The following is a 14,585-nucleotide window of genomic DNA, read 5'->3' as shown; positions in this document are numbered from 1 at the left end:
GAGAAGGACGGGTCGTCGAGCTTCACCGAATGATAGACGGTGTTCTCCTTGGAGGTCCGCTGCCACGCGGCACCTATCTCGACGTTGCCGGCCATCACGCGCAGGCTCGGAGCCTTCTCGTTCTCGGACGGTTCGGCCGGAAGGAAGCGCGCCTTGATGTTGAGCGAGAGCGTCTTGATGGTGCCGCTGTAGGATCCATCTTCGGCGCGGGTGAAGGTGCCAATCTGAGCCATGGTGATCTCCTGTTGTTGTATCCAAGCCCGCGACCATCGCGGCCTTGATGGCGATCTTTGAGCGCCGCAACGACCGGCCCGCAGCCTTGGCCCGCAGCGAAGCGGAGGATGGCGGGCTGAGCGATCTTGTTGCCTCGCGAGGAATGCCGCCGCTTGGCGGCAGGGGAAGAAGATCGCGAACGAGCCATTGCGGGTAAAGGTCGGCGAGCGCAGCGAGCGTATTGTGGCGCGTGATCTGCCAGCAAAAGGCCGCTATGGTTTAGGCGGAAGCAGCCCCACAGGAGAGCATCGGCTCAAAGGCACTTCACAACTGCGGCAATGACGGCGGCGTCACGGCAGCATTCCGCTCTCCCGGTGCAATTGAGCGCCATTAAGCCTCACCCGTAAGAACGCGAAGAACCGGCCTATGCGCGCTGGCAGCAACAGCGAGAATGCGGCACGCGCAGGACAAAATGACGCCGCCGAGTGAGGTGCGCCGACTCGGTCCAAACAGCCCCGATCTTCTGTGGACAGACGGCCTTGTCGTGACGCCAAGCGCTCGGACCGTCGCAGAACGCCGCATGCTGTGGCCTCCAAGCAACAAAGGAGGCAATCATGTCGAAGCAGAAACGCAAGCATTGGAACAGCGTAGAGAGTCGGCTGCACTTTGCGAAACCGTATGTCGATGGCTTCGAGAACTGGCTTCAAGACCATGGATACACGCCGAGCACCATTGAAGAGAAGGTGAGACTACTCGCAGGCTGGACCGACTGGATGCATGCGGCGGGTTTTGCGCTCGACAATGTTTTGGACGGGCTCACTGCATCCGCGGCTGCCTTCAAAGGGAAGAAGAGCATCCGCGCCTACGCCGGCGCAGGTCGGCTGTTCATCCGCTATCTTCAAGATCGAGAAACCCTTCCCAGATCGGCACCACCGCCATCGCCGACAGAGATCTGGCCGCTCCTTGCGGCATTCCGGCGCTGGATGCGCGACCAGCGTGGTGTGGTCAACTCAACGCTCGATACCTATCAGTCGACCCTGGTCGATCTTCTCGAAGCGCTCGGCGACAATCCAACAGCCTTTACCGCCCATGCAATCCGAGCCTTTGTCCTTGAACGTGCCAAGCCGCACAGCCGCGGGCGCGCTAAATCGATTGCCGCTGCAACACGGGCGTTCCTCCGCTTCCTGGTGGCGACTGGACAAAGCCCGGTAGGACGCGATTATGCCGTCCCCGGCTTCGCCAACTGGCAATTGGCGTCGGTTCCGAGATTCCTTGCCGCAGACGATATCGCCCGCGCCATCGCAGCTTGCGAGGGCGAAGGGCGGTTGCGCGACAAGGCGATCGTTCTGCTGCTTGCCCGTCTCGGGTTACGGGCCAGCGAGGTGGCCGATCTGAAATTGGCCGACGTCGACTGGCGGAATGGGCGCATTACCGTCGCCGGCAAATCCAGACGCGAGGAGTGGCTTCCGCTGACCCAGGAGGTCGGCGATGCGATGATTGCCTACATCGAGCGAGTCAGGCCACCGTTGTCGACGCCCCGTTTGTTCATCACCGAAGCCGCCCCGGTTCGACCGCTGACCCGCATCGCCATCAAATGCATCGTGCGTCGCACGCTGCTCCGAGCCGGGATCAAAAGTGCCCATCAAGGAGCCCATGTGTTGCGCCATTCCGCAGCCACGACGATGCTTCGGCATGGCGTCAGTTTGACAGGCGTCGGCGCCGTCCTGCGTCACCGATCGCCGGCAATGACGATGCACTACGCCAAGGTGGACTTCGCCCTCTTGTCGGAGATCACGCAGCCCTGGATCGGGAGGCTGCCATGCTGAGCGATGACGCGGAACGTTACATCGAGCTTCGCCGGACTCTTGGCTTCAAGCTCCGAAAGCCGTCGCGACACCTTCAATCCTTTGCGCGCTTTGCGACGGAAAAGGGCGAGAGTTATGTCAGCGCCGCCACAGCGCTGGAATGGGCGACGATGGCGCCAACTCGGTGCACCCGGCATCGCCGCCTCGGTGACGTGGTGCGGTTCGCGCGCTTTTTGCGGGCCGAGAATACCGCTCATGAGGTGCCGGTCATTCTCTTTGCCGAACGCGCATCGCGGCCCGTTCCCTATATCTACACGCCGGATGAATTGACTCGGATCCTTGAGGGCGCCGGCCAACTCCGCCGGCAAAAGCCCAACCCCTTACGTCGGCAGCTCTATGTGATGCTGTTCGGATTGATCGCCGCCACGGGGCTGCGCGTATCCGAGGCGCTCGACCTTCGGTTCGACGACTTACTGGCCGACGGTGTCTTGCATATCCGCGACACCAAGTTCGGCAAAAGCCGGCTCGTGCCGTTGCACCCGACCGTGGTGGAGGCTCTCGACCGCTATCTCGACAGGCGCCGCCTTGTCGCGGGATCGGACGATCACCTGTTCCCCTCGGCGAAGGGCAAGAGACTCGCCTCCAGCACGGTGAACTATACATTCCGCTGTGTCCTGCGGTTTGCGAATATTGCTCCGGAGCGGCCCCGGCGGCCGCGCATTCATGACCTTCGCCATAGCTTCGCGACGCATGTTCTGGAGCAATGCAACACCGAGCGCGACGCGGTCGCCCGACACTTCGTCGCGCTGGCGACCTATCTGGGCCACGTCGATATCAAGCACACTTACTGGTACCTACAGGCGACACCGGAACTGATGACCGACATCGCCGCCGCGGCCGAAACGTTGATCATGGGGGAGCCCATATGACCCTCCTTGCTCCTCTGATCACCGGCTTCCTGCGCGACTACATGCCCCGTCAGCGGGGCTATAGTCCGCATAGCTGCGAGGCTTATGCCTACAGCTTCCGGCTCTTGTTCGCCTTCGCGGCGAAGCGCATCCAGACAAAACCCTCGCAGCTTCTTATCGAACAGCTCGACGCGGCATTGATCCTGGACTTTCTTGGTCACATCGAGCGCGAGCGCGGCAATGGAGCCGCCACCCGCAATCTGCGCCTTGCCTCGATCAAGACGTTCATGCGCTACGTTGAATACCAGGTGCCTTCGGCTCTGGAGCAGATCGGTCAGATCCACGCCATCCCCGTCAAGCGCCACGATCAGAAGCTTATCCGTCACCTGGTCATGGTGGAGGTGCGCGCGATCCTGAATGCGCCGGACCTCACGACACGTCTGGGCGTACGCGATCGGGCGATGATGCATCTTTGCTTCGCGGCCGGACTGCGTGTCTCGGAACTGGTTGGGGCCATGATGGCGAATCTATCCCTGCAGCGGCCGCCGAGCCTTCTGGTCCTGGGCAAAGGTCGCAAGGAGCGATGTCTTCCGCTTTGGAAAGAAACCGCAGCCGATCTGCGGGCGTGGTTGACCCTGCGGGGCTCGGTTCGTGTGCCCGAGCTCTTCGTCAATGCCGAAGGAGCGCCGATGACGCGGGCCGGCTTCGAGTACGTGCTGGAGAAGCATGCTCGGGCGGCGGCCGAGACGTGTCCGTCCCTATGCAACCGTTCGATATCGCCTCATCAGCTGCGCCACAGTTGCGCGGTGATCATGTTGCAGGCCACACACGACATCCGAAAGGTCGCCTTGTGGCTGGGCCATGCCGATATCCGCACCACGGAGGTCTACCTGCGGATGGATCCCTCCGAAAAGCTGGAGGCGGTTGAAGCGGTCGTTCCGCCGGAGCTGCGGCGCGGACGGTTCAGAGCGCCGGATGCGTTGATCGCCTCTCTGTTAGCGGACACATCGCCGCCGCCGGCGTGAAAAAGCCGAGCTTCACCGAGTGGTCGCGGTCCGTCGATATCCTCGGTGCAGCCCTTGCTCGCTTGCATTGCCCACCCAGTTCCGGCAGTTGTCGTTCGATCGCAAACCGGCGAGCGAATGCCTTGAGCCGTGCGTGATCGTTGACGATGCGGCAGCGCCATCATCGCCGTGGTGTTGGTATACTGGGCCATCATCTCCGTTGCTGTGCGCAGCCTGCGAACACGCGGACCTTTTGATGTCGGATCACGCCCCGGGATGCGGTCGCTGCGCTTCCCGGCCTGATCCCCGCAACGCTTGCAGCAACTTCTTTCCCCGCTGCTGCGCAGCTTCCTCGCGCGACAAACAAGTTGCCTTCAGCCGTCCTGCGCTGCGCTGCGGGCCTTACGGCTGCGGGTCGGCCGTCCCGGGGCTTCGGATCGCCATCAAGGCCGCGATGGTCGCGGGCTTGAAACAGAAAACGGAGATTATCATGGCCCAGATCGGTACCTTCACCCGCGGCGAAGACGGCGTGTTCGCCGGCACCATCAAGACCCTCTCGCTCAACGTCAAAGCGCGCCTCGTCCCAGCCGACGAATCCACCAACGACAAGGCCCCGGACCTGCGGGTGCTGGTGGGCAACGTCGAGATAGGTGCCGCGTGGCACCGCACCTCGAAGGAGAACACCGAGTACCACTCGGTCAAGCTCGACGATCCGTCCTTCCCGGCGCCGATCTACGCCAACCTCTTCAAGGGCGAGACCGACTACACCCTCGTCTGGTCACGCTGACCGACCGCTACCGCGACGGTTCGCCCGCCGAGCCGTCGCGGCTCTTCCCTCGGGATTATGTGGAGCGCGGCGAGCCCGAAACCCGCGGAAAACCTGCACTCAGACGCCACCACTCCGCATAACGCCACGCTTCGCATAATCGGTGTTATGTGGTGCACCACATAACGCCGAGATCGGAGCAGCCTGGTCGAAGCGCTCCGAGGAGGGCCGCGACTATCTCTCGCTCAAGCTTGACGATCCTTCCTTCAACGCGCCGATCTACGCGAACCTGTTCGACGACGAGGGTGGGGAAGGCTACAGCCTGCTGTGGTCACGCTCGCGTAAGAACGGCGACTAAAGCGTAGAGCTCGCTCCGCCCCGCCCGAGTTCCTCCGGGCGGGGCTTCTGTTTGGTTCACTCTTGGGAGATCGCGATTGGGTGAAGCTAAGCATCCAAGCTTCAACGCTCCGACCACGCCAATATGCTCGACGACGGAAACGCCTACGATTTGTTTCCGCGCCCAGACCGCTTCAGCAAGTCTCCCGGCTCCGATCCCAATGCTTCGGCAATTTGTCCAAGCACAGTAACACTTGCCGATACGTCGCCGCGTTCGATAGCGCCGACGTAACGAGCGCTTAAGCCCGCACGCTCGGCCAGTTCCTCCTGCGTCATTTGTAGCTCGTGGCGTCTCCGACGCAGGTTTACCGCCATGATCTCCTTGAGATCCATAGCGACATGGGAACCCGAACCGGAACGATCGTTCTAGGAACGATCGTTCCTATTCGCCACGAGATATGCTATTCAATCAATACGCGGAGGCGGACGGTCGTTCTTGATCCCGGTGGGGATGCAATGCCAAGTCGGGCTGGTGGAGCCGATCAAAATAGGGCTAAAGTAAGTCTGGCGAACAGTTATGGCTTGCAGTGAGTTGGAATCATTCGCTCTGTGACGAACGCATGAAAAAACCACTTCCAGATCCCGACGTGGCCGACGTAGCTCCGACAGACCCCGTTCTCACGGTGTACGATGAGGAGCACGTCATCACGTATCTACGAATGCTCGATGCGGACGCGGAAGGAGCAGACTGGCGCGAGGTGGCTCAACTGGTACTAAAGATCGACCCAGAGCTTGAGCATGATCGCGCAAGGCGTGCGTTCGATACCCATTTGGCTCGTGCGAAATGGATGACGGAGAAAGGATATCGTCATTTGCTGCGCGGCGGCGCATCAAATCCGAATCTTTGAAGCCCTTCCGTAGAGGAATTTACTCCCTGATTTCCGTGTTTGATCCGATGCATCACGCGATGCAGGATCAGGGACTTCCTCAACCAAAGCTGGTCGGGTTTATCGCGTTTCAATTTCGCAGTGCGATGGGGACGCGTAATGCCAAAATTCGATTGGAGATCGCCAGACGCCTATGATCGCGTTCAAGAGGCGGAAATCACCGGACTAGCGTGGGAATGTCTCCGCCGTAATCCCGATTTCGGAGCTGATTGTCGTAGCGCCTTAGAGGCGCTTCCCAAGGCAAGCCCGGAATTCCGCCAGCGTTGGGGCTTGTCTTTTCGTAGCTGACCCCAGCCATTCCTGCCTCGAACAGACCGTCTTCTGGGCGCCGGAAGTTCTGCCGACGGTCGTTCCGGTGCGGCCTGTATCGCACGCGGTCCCCCAAGCGAGCGTCGCCCTGGATCTCGGCAGCTTGACCGACGGTCAGCTGCGGCAAGGCCCTGATGGTTGGCACGCAGTATTGCGTTTGCAGAAGGTAGAACATCGCGTTTGGTTCAAGGAAGCGCCGGTCGTTGCCGGTACCTATGCGGTCGAACTGCCGCTCGACCCTGACTTTGAATTCCGCGCGGATGCAGGCAAGCGGCTGTGGCGCGCCCTCAATGGCAGGCCTCCGGGGCCGCCGCTGCATGCGCTTTCCACGCATCGCCGGCGCCGGCTCGCGCTTGCTCTGCGCGCGCTCGATGCGCGCACGGACGGCAGTACCTACCGGGAAATAGCAGAAGTCCTGTTCGGCGCCGGACGCATTTCCGAACGCGACTGGAAGACTCACGACCTGCGCAATCGGACCATTCGCCTGGTCCAGAGCGGTCTTGCGCTGATGCGTGGCGGCTATCGCGCATTGTTGCGTCCGACATCTCGCAAAAAATAGGACGCGCTTCAGGGGTATCGAAAATGCGCCCCCTTATCTTCGGCATCCCCCTTCGAGGCTCTACTCCGCCAATGTGTCCGTTGACGCGCCGCCAAACTCGCTGGCGCTCCAGACGACCGCGGAGTTTTTCAGATGGGCGATCCTACCGCCGGCTTGCCGCCACGATACTTGCGCACCGCCGAGGCGGCCCGATTCCTCAGCCTTTCCGGCCGTACCCTGGAAAAACACAGGACTTACGGCACCGGACCGGCTTACCGAAAAATCGGCGGTCGCGTCGTCTATGCGCTCGACGACCTCAAGGCTTGGGCCGACCGTGGCACCAAGACGTCAACCAGCGATCCCGGTGCCGGCACCGTGCTGCCTGCAAAGCGGCACGCACCCGTTCCTTATGCGGGGAAGGAGCGGCGCTGACAGATGTCCGAGAGCAATTTCTCAGCACGGGGGCGCCGTCGCTCTGAGCGCGATCAACTCGATCTATTTCGTGCATTGCCCGGCGACTTGGCCGCACGCGATGCGCAAGATTTGATGGCCTATCCGTTCTTCTCGCTGGCAAAGTCCAGGCGGATCATTCCGATCGATTTTCGCGTCGGGACCATCCTGATCCGCGTCGAGGCCGTGCCAGAGCACGGCATGGCGACGATCTGGGACGCGGACGTTCTGATATGGGCGGCTTCGCAGATCGTTGAGGCTCGCGACGCTGGCCTGAAGACATCGCGTCTGATGGCCGCGACGCCATACGAGATCCTGACCTTTGTCGGGCGCGGCACCAGCGTGCGTGACTATGACCGTCTCAAAGCTGCACTCGATCGGCTTCAGTCAACGACCGTCGTGACCTCAATCCGCCAGCCGACGGAGCGGCGGCGGCATCGCTTCTCCTGGATCAACGAATGGAAGGAAACGGCAGATTGCCACGGCAAGCCTCGCGGACTTGAGTTGATCCTGCCGGATTGGTTCTACACGGGCGTTCTGAACGATGCGCTCGTGCTGACCATCGACCGTGGGTATTTCGATCTCACCGGCGGGCTCGAGCGATGGCTTTATCGTCTCGTCCGCAAGCACGGCGGCCGTCAGGGCGGAGGCTGGAGCTTCGACGTCGTACACCTTCACGCCAAGTCCGGCAGCCTATCGCCGGTCAAGCACTTTGCTTATGACCTGCGCCAGATCGTGCGCCGGCAGACCCTGCCGGGCTACGAACTCATCATCACGCAGGATCCAAACGGCGCGGAGCGGCTGAACTTTGCACCTACTGCGATCGACCCGCTCACAGAGCGGCTGCGAAAGCGCGGGCTCGTACCTCACCCAGGGGAAAAGCTGTGAATTCGCTCGTGCTATCGGGGACCACAACTCTCGTGCCATCGGGGACCGGATCCTCGTGCTATCGGGGACCAGAATCGCACTCAACGCCTTGGCGCACAACATCTTCTCGACCTCGTAACTCTACTAACAGGGAATCCTTCGGATTCCTTCTAACGGACCTCGACGGCCGGGATGCGGTGCCAGCAGGACAGTTGCCGGCCCAACAGCGGCGCGACGACCAGAACCGCACTCCTCCTTTCAGGCCTGCGCTCCAGCATCCCGGTATCCAGGGTGCGGTTGTGCGTGCCACACGTCCGACACTGACATGGAGTCGCAAGTGAATGACGTTACGACTGTCGAGCTTCTCTGGCTCGAAAAGCGGATTGAGAACCGGATTCGGTTTGGTCATCCGATCTCTGAAAAGATCGTCGACCTTCATCGGCGTGTCCTCTCATTCGCGCCCGGCAGCATCTTTGCGTTCGTGCGCTGGACGTCCAACGACTTCGGGACCGTGCTGTCCCGGATCGACATCTTGCGTGCGGCGGCACCGGGCCAGCGCTACTCAACCGTCCCTTGGATCAACCCTGGCGGCGAGAGTCTGCTGCGACTATCTGGCTGGCCAAAGGTCGAGCGCGTTCTGCAGCTGATCGATGCGGTAGAGGCACTCGGGATCGACCCTGCGGACGCTGCGCCTGACTACTGGCACCACGTTCACAACCGGCTGTCAGTCAACGAGGCGCCGCGAACCTATACGCGCGGTCGTCACCAGGCGTGGTTGCATCGCCGGAAGGTGACGTCATGACCGGCCGAATGACGACCATTCTCGCGACGTTTGGAAGCGTCGCCCTCGTGCTGGCCGGAAGTGAAAAAGAGACGCCTTCCTACATTTGGAACGCCTCGGAGAGCGTACCCATTGGCCTGTATCGATTGCAACCAGTCGACCGACTGAGCGTCACCGACCTCGTCGCAATTCGACCGCCGGAGCCGCTCGGAACCTTTCTCGATTTCAATGGGTATTTGCCGATCGGCGTGCCGATGCTGAAGCGGATCCTCGCGCTCCCTGGACAGACCGTCTGCAGAACCGGGCTCAAAATTGCTGTCGACGACGTTGAGGTAGGGCAGGCGAGGGAACGCGACGCCCGCGGTCGACCCTTACCGGTCTGGCAGGGATGCCGTCTGCTCTCGACCGGTGAAGTCTTTGTCATGAATTGGCAGTCCGAGGACTCGCTTGACGGTCGATACTTTGGACCGCTCCCTGCATCCGCGGTTATCGGCAGGGTGGTGCCGGTGTGGACGCATGAGGAGTGATCATGCAGATCGGCAGCATCCCTCCGACCTATTTCGGCTCATTCTTGCACACTCTGATCTTCCCTCACCGGGGCGGTCCACAACAGGCAGAGCGGCCGCACAGGCAGCGACGCAACCGGTGCAAGCTGTTATTGCCGGGTCAGATTGGAGGACTACGTCCGCGTCGGATCATTGCACGCCTTGTCACGGCCATCGTGCCTCGGTTTGCATTCGAAACGCTGCAACACGATCATGACGCTAGACTCTCGGGTTTGCTACTGAAGGACCCTCGCTCACGCGGCAAGAGTTCGCGGAGGAGTACGATATTAAGGTGCTGATGGCATACGGGCGATGCCTTCGGCCCGCGCTCTACTCGTCGCTTCGCTCCTCACCGAGCCACCCTGCGGGTGTCTCGGCCCTCCGGGTAACGATCGCTATCGCAAACGCTCGCTTCGCTCGCAAACAGTGGGGGGCTTCGCAAATCAACTGCCAAAGTCGCGGCGGCTCTTTCGCAATGAATCGGCCACCAGCCGACGTTCGGGCAGGCGCAATTGGATGATCCACCGCAATGACCCTAACTGCATTTTGTCGCAAATCGCCGCGAGTACCGCGAGGCTGTTGGCTTGGAAGTTGGGCCCTGGGAACCAGCAACCGAGGAGGGCAGGATAAAAGCCGCAAGGTGCGGCCGGTCGGTTGGTGGGGAAATGTCAGCTATTTCAACCGTGCTCCGAACATTGCGAAGATCCAGCGCAACTTGTCATTCTTATCACAGCGTTGTTCTTCCTCAGTTTTCGACACCCTGCGGCGGGCAAGATGAGCCGCAACGACGATTTCCGCATCCGTCCAGGGCGTATCCGTTCCACGCGTGCGCCCAAGACAAAATCCTTTCTCGCGCAGGCCCTCAGAGCCGCGCAGAAGGCTGGCGGTCTCTCACACGGCGGGGTTAGGAGGACTGGGTCCTTCGGACGCGGCCGTGCGGCGAGCCTTGCAGCGGCACGGCTCCTCAACAACCGCGCCCGCGGCGCCATGGTCAAGGCGCGTGTCGTACGCCGGATGCGGTCGCCCGGCGCACTGCGAGCCCATATTGGTTATCTCAAACGGGACGGTGTCACCCGCGATGGGGCGCCTGGAAAACTCTTCGATGCTGCCGGGGATGATGCCGACGGCCGAGCTTTCGCGGAACGCTGCGACGGCGACCGGCATCATTTCCGGTTCATCGTCTCGCCGGATGATGCCACTGAGCTGGAAAGCCTGCGGAGCTTTACCCGCGAACTGATGGATCAGGCCTCGCGTGATCTCGGCACACGGCTCGACTGGGTCGCCGTCGATCATTGGAACACCGAGCATCCCCATATCCATATTCTCGTGCGCGGCCGCGCGGACGACGGTTCCGACCTTGTCATCAGCCGCGACTACATCGGAACCGGCCTGCGGGCGCGCGCAGGTGATCTCGTCACGCGTGAGCTTGGCCCGCGATCTGAGCTCGAGATACGGCGCGGCCTTGAGGCGGAGGTCGCCAGCGAACGCTGGACTCGGCTCGATCGAGTGTTGGCCCGGGAAGCGGGAAGGGCGGAAGGGGTGGTCGATCTTCGGCCCGAACGCGATGTCGCGCGCGATCCGCTGCGGGAGATCCGGATCGGTCGGATGCGGACGCTCGAGCGGCTGGGGCTGGCAAAGCCGGCCGGGCCCGCGCGCTGGGTTCTCGCTGATGATGCGGAACAGCGCTTGCGCGCACTTGGGGAACGCGGCGATATCATCAAGCGGCTGCACAAGAGCCTGGCGAGGGATGGTGCATCTCGCGCGCCATCATCCTGGGCGCTCGAGGGCGAAGGCCACGGCGAACCCGTGATCGGCCGTCTCATCGCCCGTGGGCTCGACGACGAGCTGAGGGGAACAGCGTTTGCCGTGGTGGACGGGCTCGACGGGCGTGTGCATCATCTGAAGCTCCCCGACATCGATACGGCCGGCGACGGGCCGGTAGGAGGCATTGTGGAGCTCCGTCGCTTTGAGGATGCGAGGGGCCGACAGCGGATCGCGCTTGCCGTTCGCTCGGATCTCAATCTCGATCAGCAGGTAGTGGCCGAAGGAGCGACTTGGCTCGATCGGCGTCTGCTTGCCCGCGAACCTGCCGATCTCTCGCGCGCCGGTTTCGGTGCCGAGGTCCGCGGCGCGCTTGATCGGCGGATCGACGTGCTGGCGGAACGCGGCCTCGTCCGGCGCGATGGAGACAAGGTCGTTCTCGGCCGCAATCTTATCGGTACTCTGCGCACCCGCGAGCTCGATGCCGCGGGTAAGCGCTTGGCCGAGGAAACGGGGCTGGCGCATATGCCCGCCGAGGCAGGCCAGTCGGTTTCGGGAGTTTATCGCCGAAGGCTGTCGCTCGCCTCAGGCCGGTTTGCTATGATTGACAACGGCCTGGGCTTCCAGCTCGTACCCTGGATACCGTCCCTTGAGCGCGAACTTGGCAGGCAAGTAAGCGGCATCGCCGGTCCCGGCGGCGTCGACTGGAGTTTTGGACGCAAGCGCGACCTTTCGCTCTGACCCGCCGATCTCTGCGCTACGGCGCGCGCGACCGCGATTGCCTGGATATTGTCGTTGCGTGGGTGCACGGGGCGAGCGCTTCTGGGCCTATGTCCGCGACCAAGATTCTCTGGGGGCAGCTGTTCCTTGTCTCGATCGTCGTGCTCGCCTTTGTTTGGACGGCGACCGAGTGGACGGCCTGGCGTCTCGCCTACCAACCGCAGCTCGGGCCCGCCTGGTTCATGGTCGGGCGCTGGCCGATCTATCAGCCGCTTGCTTTCTTCATCTGGTGGTTCCAGTTCGACGCCTACGCGCCAAAAATATTCATCGAGGGGGCCTGCATCGCCGCAAGCGGCGGGTTCGCCGCTATCGGCATCGCGATCATGCTGTCGGTCTGGCGGGCAAAGGAAGCTCAGCAGGTGACCACATACGGCTCGGCGCGCTGGGCCGACGCACGTGAGGTCAGGCGGGCGGGCCTTCTGGGGACCGACGGCGTCGTGCTCGGCCGCTTTGATGGCCGATATCTCCGGCACGACGGCCCTGAGCATGTCCTTTGCTTTGCTCCTACCCGTTCGGGTAAGGGCGTCGGCTTGGTCATTCCGACTCTTCTTACTTGGCCGAACTCCACCATCGTTCACGACATCAAGGGCGAGAATTTCCAGCTCACCTCGGGCTGGCGCGCGCGCTTTGGGCCCGTGCTTCTGTTCGACCCCACCAACCAGGCAAGCGCGGCCTATAACCCTCTCCTCGAGATCCGCAAAGGCGACTGTGAGGTACGGGACGCCCAAAATATTGCTGACATCCTCGTCGATCCCGAAGGCGCGCTCGAGCGCCGCAATCATTGGGAGAAGACCAGCCATTCTTTGCTGGTTGGCGCGATTTTGCATGTCCTTTACGCTGAAGCCGACAAGACGCTCGCCGGCGTCGCCAACTTCCTGTCTGACCCATCACGCCCGATCGAGACGACGCTGAATGCGATGTTGGCGACGCCGCACCTCGGAGAGCGCGTTCATCCCGTGGTGGCTTCGGCATCGCGCGAGCTCCTCAACAAGAGCGAGAATGAACGCTCAGGTGTTTTGTCAACCACGATGAGTTTCCTGGGGCTCTATCGCGATCCCGTCGTCGCCAAGGTCACGGGACGGAGCGACTGGCGCATCCGCGATCTCGTTGACGGACCCCGGCCCATCTCGCTCTTTCTTGTCGTCCCGCCATCCGACATCGCCCGCACAAAACCCCTGATGCGGCTGGTACTTAATCAGATCGGACGGCGATTGACCGAGAGCCTGGACACCGATCGGCGACGACAGAAGCTGCTTCTGATGCTCGACGAGTTTGCAGCGCTCGGGCGGTTGGATTTTTTTGAGAGCCAGCTTGCCTTCATGGCAGGCTATGGCATTCGCAGCTTTCTGATCACCCAGAGCCTGAACCAGCTCGAACGCGCCTACGGGCCGAACCACGCTATCCTCGACAACTGCCACATCCGGGTCGCTTTTTCGACCAACGATGAGCGCACCGCCAAACGCGTGTCGGACGCCCTTGGAACCGCGACCGAGATGCGCGCGATGAAGAACTATGCCGGGCATCGCTTAAGCCCTTGGCTTGGGCACCTCATGGTCAGCCGCCAGGAAACATCGCGGCCGCTGCTTACACCGGGGGAAGTCATGCAGCTCTCACCTAACGAGGCGATTGTAATGGTCTCGGGGGTGCACCCCGTGCGCGCCAGCAAGGTCCGATACTATGAGGATACGCAGCTAAAGCGCCGGGTCTTGAATCCATCCCGCGCCAATCCGGTCGCCCTGGTCGCGCAGGCAGACGATTGGTCAGGCCGTCCGCAAATCCCGCCCTCTGCCGAACTCCTCGCGAAGGTGACGCGGAGATCCCGTGATCCCAACGGCGGCATTCGCCGTGAGCCCGAGCTGCCGCAGCACGAGGATGTCGTCATTGGGGCTCCCCTGGCCGAGAACGAGTTCGATGCCGCGCCAGATGATGGCGACACCGATGCGGTGCAGGCGAGGGCTCTGAGCCGTTCGATGCAGGGCATCGCGCGTTCCGTCACCATCGACCCGGAGGATCCGATGGATCTCTAGGCTAGTGAGCATGAAAAAGGCCCAACTCAGCATCTATCTCGATCCAGAGACCTTCGCTGGCCTGGAGGCCTTCGCAAAGCGTCACAGCAAGTCCAAGTCGCTGGTCGCGGAGGCTGCCATCGCCTCCTTCCTTTCGCCCGACGAATCCGACCGGAGGGAGGCCGCGATCGCCAAGCGGCTGGATCGGATCGTGCGCGTCCTCGAACGGCTCGAACGAAACGATACCGTCACGCTGGAGACGATCGCGCTGTTCATCCGCTTCTGGCTGACATCAACGCCAGCGCTGCCGGAGCAATCGAGCCCAGCAGCGCGCGCCAAGGGCGCGGAGCGCTATGATCGTTTTGTCGAAGCTCTCGGGCGGAGGCTATCCAGCGGGTCGACCATGCTGAAGGAGGTGAGTATCGAATCGCACGACGGGGAGAACGCCGTGCGTGGCAACGACGACGCCGGCGCCGGCGCGAGCTAATCAGCCCGCCGATCCCTTCTTTCGCTACGCCAAGGTACGATCGCTATCGTCGACGGTTGCAGCGCCAACGATGCTGCTCTTC

Annotated in this window: 16 protein-coding genes and 1 pseudogene; 15 read left to right on the top strand and 2 right to left on the bottom strand. The window is 62.1% G+C overall.

The annotated features are described in order from the left end of the window. Positions 1 to 233 (bottom strand): DUF736 domain-containing protein (locus AX729_RS22900; RefSeq protein WP_061026555.1); only part of this gene is annotated, 233 nt, incomplete at its 3' end. A 594-nt stretch (positions 234 to 827) separates the two neighbouring features. On the opposite strand from AX729_RS22900, the gene AX729_RS22895 reads away from it, so the two are divergent. From AX729_RS22895 to AX729_RS22875, 5 genes and pseudogenes are all read left to right on the top strand, one after another. After that, on the top strand, positions 828 to 2,039 hold the full coding sequence (locus AX729_RS22895; RefSeq protein WP_021075713.1) for a tyrosine-type recombinase/integrase: 1,212 nt from the start codon (positions 828 to 830) through the stop codon (positions 2,037 to 2,039). Continuing rightward, positions 2,033 to 2,947, top strand: coding sequence for a tyrosine-type recombinase/integrase (locus AX729_RS22890; protein ID WP_021075714.1), 915 nt, complete (start codon positions 2,033 to 2,035; stop codon positions 2,945 to 2,947). Before AX729_RS22895 ends, AX729_RS22890 begins: the two co-directional genes overlap by 7 nt. After that, positions 2,944 to 3,951, top strand: coding sequence for a tyrosine-type recombinase/integrase (locus AX729_RS22885; protein WP_021075715.1), 1,008 nt, complete (start codon positions 2,944 to 2,946; stop codon positions 3,949 to 3,951). Before AX729_RS22890 ends, AX729_RS22885 begins: the two co-directional genes overlap by 4 nt. A gap of 469 nt (positions 3,952 to 4,420) precedes the next feature. Further along, positions 4,421 to 4,717: a DUF736 domain-containing protein gene (locus tag AX729_RS22880; RefSeq protein ID WP_021075716.1), complete on the top strand. Its 297-nt coding sequence runs from the start codon at positions 4,421 to 4,423 to the stop codon at positions 4,715 to 4,717. Positions 4,718 to 4,883: 166 nt separating this feature from the next. Beyond that, positions 4,884 to 5,054 (top strand): annotated as a pseudogene (locus AX729_RS22875) (DUF736 domain-containing protein); the annotation flags it as partial. Between the two features lie 143 nt (positions 5,055 to 5,197). Here AX729_RS22875 and AX729_RS22870 read toward each other — a convergent pair. Then, positions 5,198 to 5,425 carry a helix-turn-helix domain-containing protein gene (locus tag AX729_RS22870; RefSeq protein ID WP_035649277.1) on the bottom strand — a complete coding sequence of 76 codons (228 nt, stop codon included), beginning with the start codon at positions 5,423 to 5,425 and terminating at the stop codon, positions 5,198 to 5,200. 227 nt (positions 5,426 to 5,652) lie between these two features. On the opposite strand from AX729_RS22870, the gene AX729_RS22865 reads away from it, so the two are divergent. The 10 genes from AX729_RS22865 (at position 5,653) to AX729_RS22820 (ending at position 14,503) form a co-directional block, all read left to right on the top strand. Next, positions 5,653 to 5,940, top strand: coding sequence for a DNA -binding domain-containing protein (locus AX729_RS22865; RefSeq protein ID WP_061026554.1), 288 nt, complete (start codon positions 5,653 to 5,655; stop codon positions 5,938 to 5,940). A 138-nt stretch (positions 5,941 to 6,078) separates the two neighbouring features. After that, a complete protein-coding gene (locus tag AX729_RS41225; RefSeq protein ID WP_082770517.1) occupies positions 6,079 to 6,267 on the top strand; it encodes a transcriptional regulator domain-containing protein in 189 nt (62 codons plus the stop codon). A gap of 124 nt (positions 6,268 to 6,391) precedes the next feature. Then, the gene (locus AX729_RS22860) at positions 6,392 to 6,847 is read left to right on the top strand and encodes a DUF2285 domain-containing protein (RefSeq protein ID WP_349643765.1); all 456 of its coding nucleotides are present in this window, start codon (positions 6,392 to 6,394) and stop codon (positions 6,845 to 6,847) included. 132 nt (positions 6,848 to 6,979) lie between these two features. Further along, on the top strand, positions 6,980 to 7,258 hold the full coding sequence (locus tag AX729_RS22855; protein ID WP_021075717.1) for a helix-turn-helix transcriptional regulator: 279 nt from the start codon (positions 6,980 to 6,982) through the stop codon (positions 7,256 to 7,258). 3 nt (positions 7,259 to 7,261) lie between these two features. Then, the gene (locus AX729_RS22850) at positions 7,262 to 8,164 is read left to right on the top strand and encodes a replication initiator protein A (RefSeq protein ID WP_021075718.1); all 903 of its coding nucleotides are present in this window, start codon (positions 7,262 to 7,264) and stop codon (positions 8,162 to 8,164) included. Positions 8,165 to 8,480: 316 nt separating this feature from the next. After that, the gene (locus AX729_RS22845) at positions 8,481 to 8,945 is read left to right on the top strand and encodes a DUF2840 domain-containing protein (RefSeq protein ID WP_021075719.1); all 465 of its coding nucleotides are present in this window, start codon (positions 8,481 to 8,483) and stop codon (positions 8,943 to 8,945) included. Then, the gene (locus AX729_RS22840) at positions 8,942 to 9,451 is read left to right on the top strand and encodes a S26 family signal peptidase (RefSeq protein ID WP_021075720.1); all 510 of its coding nucleotides are present in this window, start codon (positions 8,942 to 8,944) and stop codon (positions 9,449 to 9,451) included. Before AX729_RS22845 ends, AX729_RS22840 begins: the two co-directional genes overlap by 4 nt. 792 nt (positions 9,452 to 10,243) lie before the next feature. Then, positions 10,244 to 11,971, top strand: a complete 1,728-nt coding sequence (locus AX729_RS38850; protein WP_082770516.1) for a relaxase/mobilization nuclease domain-containing protein — start codon at positions 10,244 to 10,246, stop codon at positions 11,969 to 11,971. Between the two features lie 89 nt (positions 11,972 to 12,060). Then, positions 12,061 to 14,037: a conjugal transfer protein TraG gene (locus tag AX729_RS22825; RefSeq protein WP_021075722.1), complete on the top strand. Its 1,977-nt coding sequence runs from the start codon at positions 12,061 to 12,063 to the stop codon at positions 14,035 to 14,037. Positions 14,038 to 14,047: 10 nt separating this feature from the next. Then, entirely contained in the window at positions 14,048 to 14,503 is a 456-nt protein-coding gene (locus tag AX729_RS22820; RefSeq protein WP_021075723.1) for a hypothetical protein, read from the top strand. The last annotated feature ends 82 nt before the right edge of the window (positions 14,504 to 14,585 follow it).

It is taken from the genome of Bradyrhizobium sp. CCH5-F6 (genome assembly GCF_001556045.1).
GTDB lineage: Bacteria > Pseudomonadota > Alphaproteobacteria > Rhizobiales > Xanthobacteraceae > Bradyrhizobium.
The sequence above is the reverse complement of the archived record's forward strand: the minus strand, read 5'-3'. Positions and strand labels throughout refer to the sequence as shown.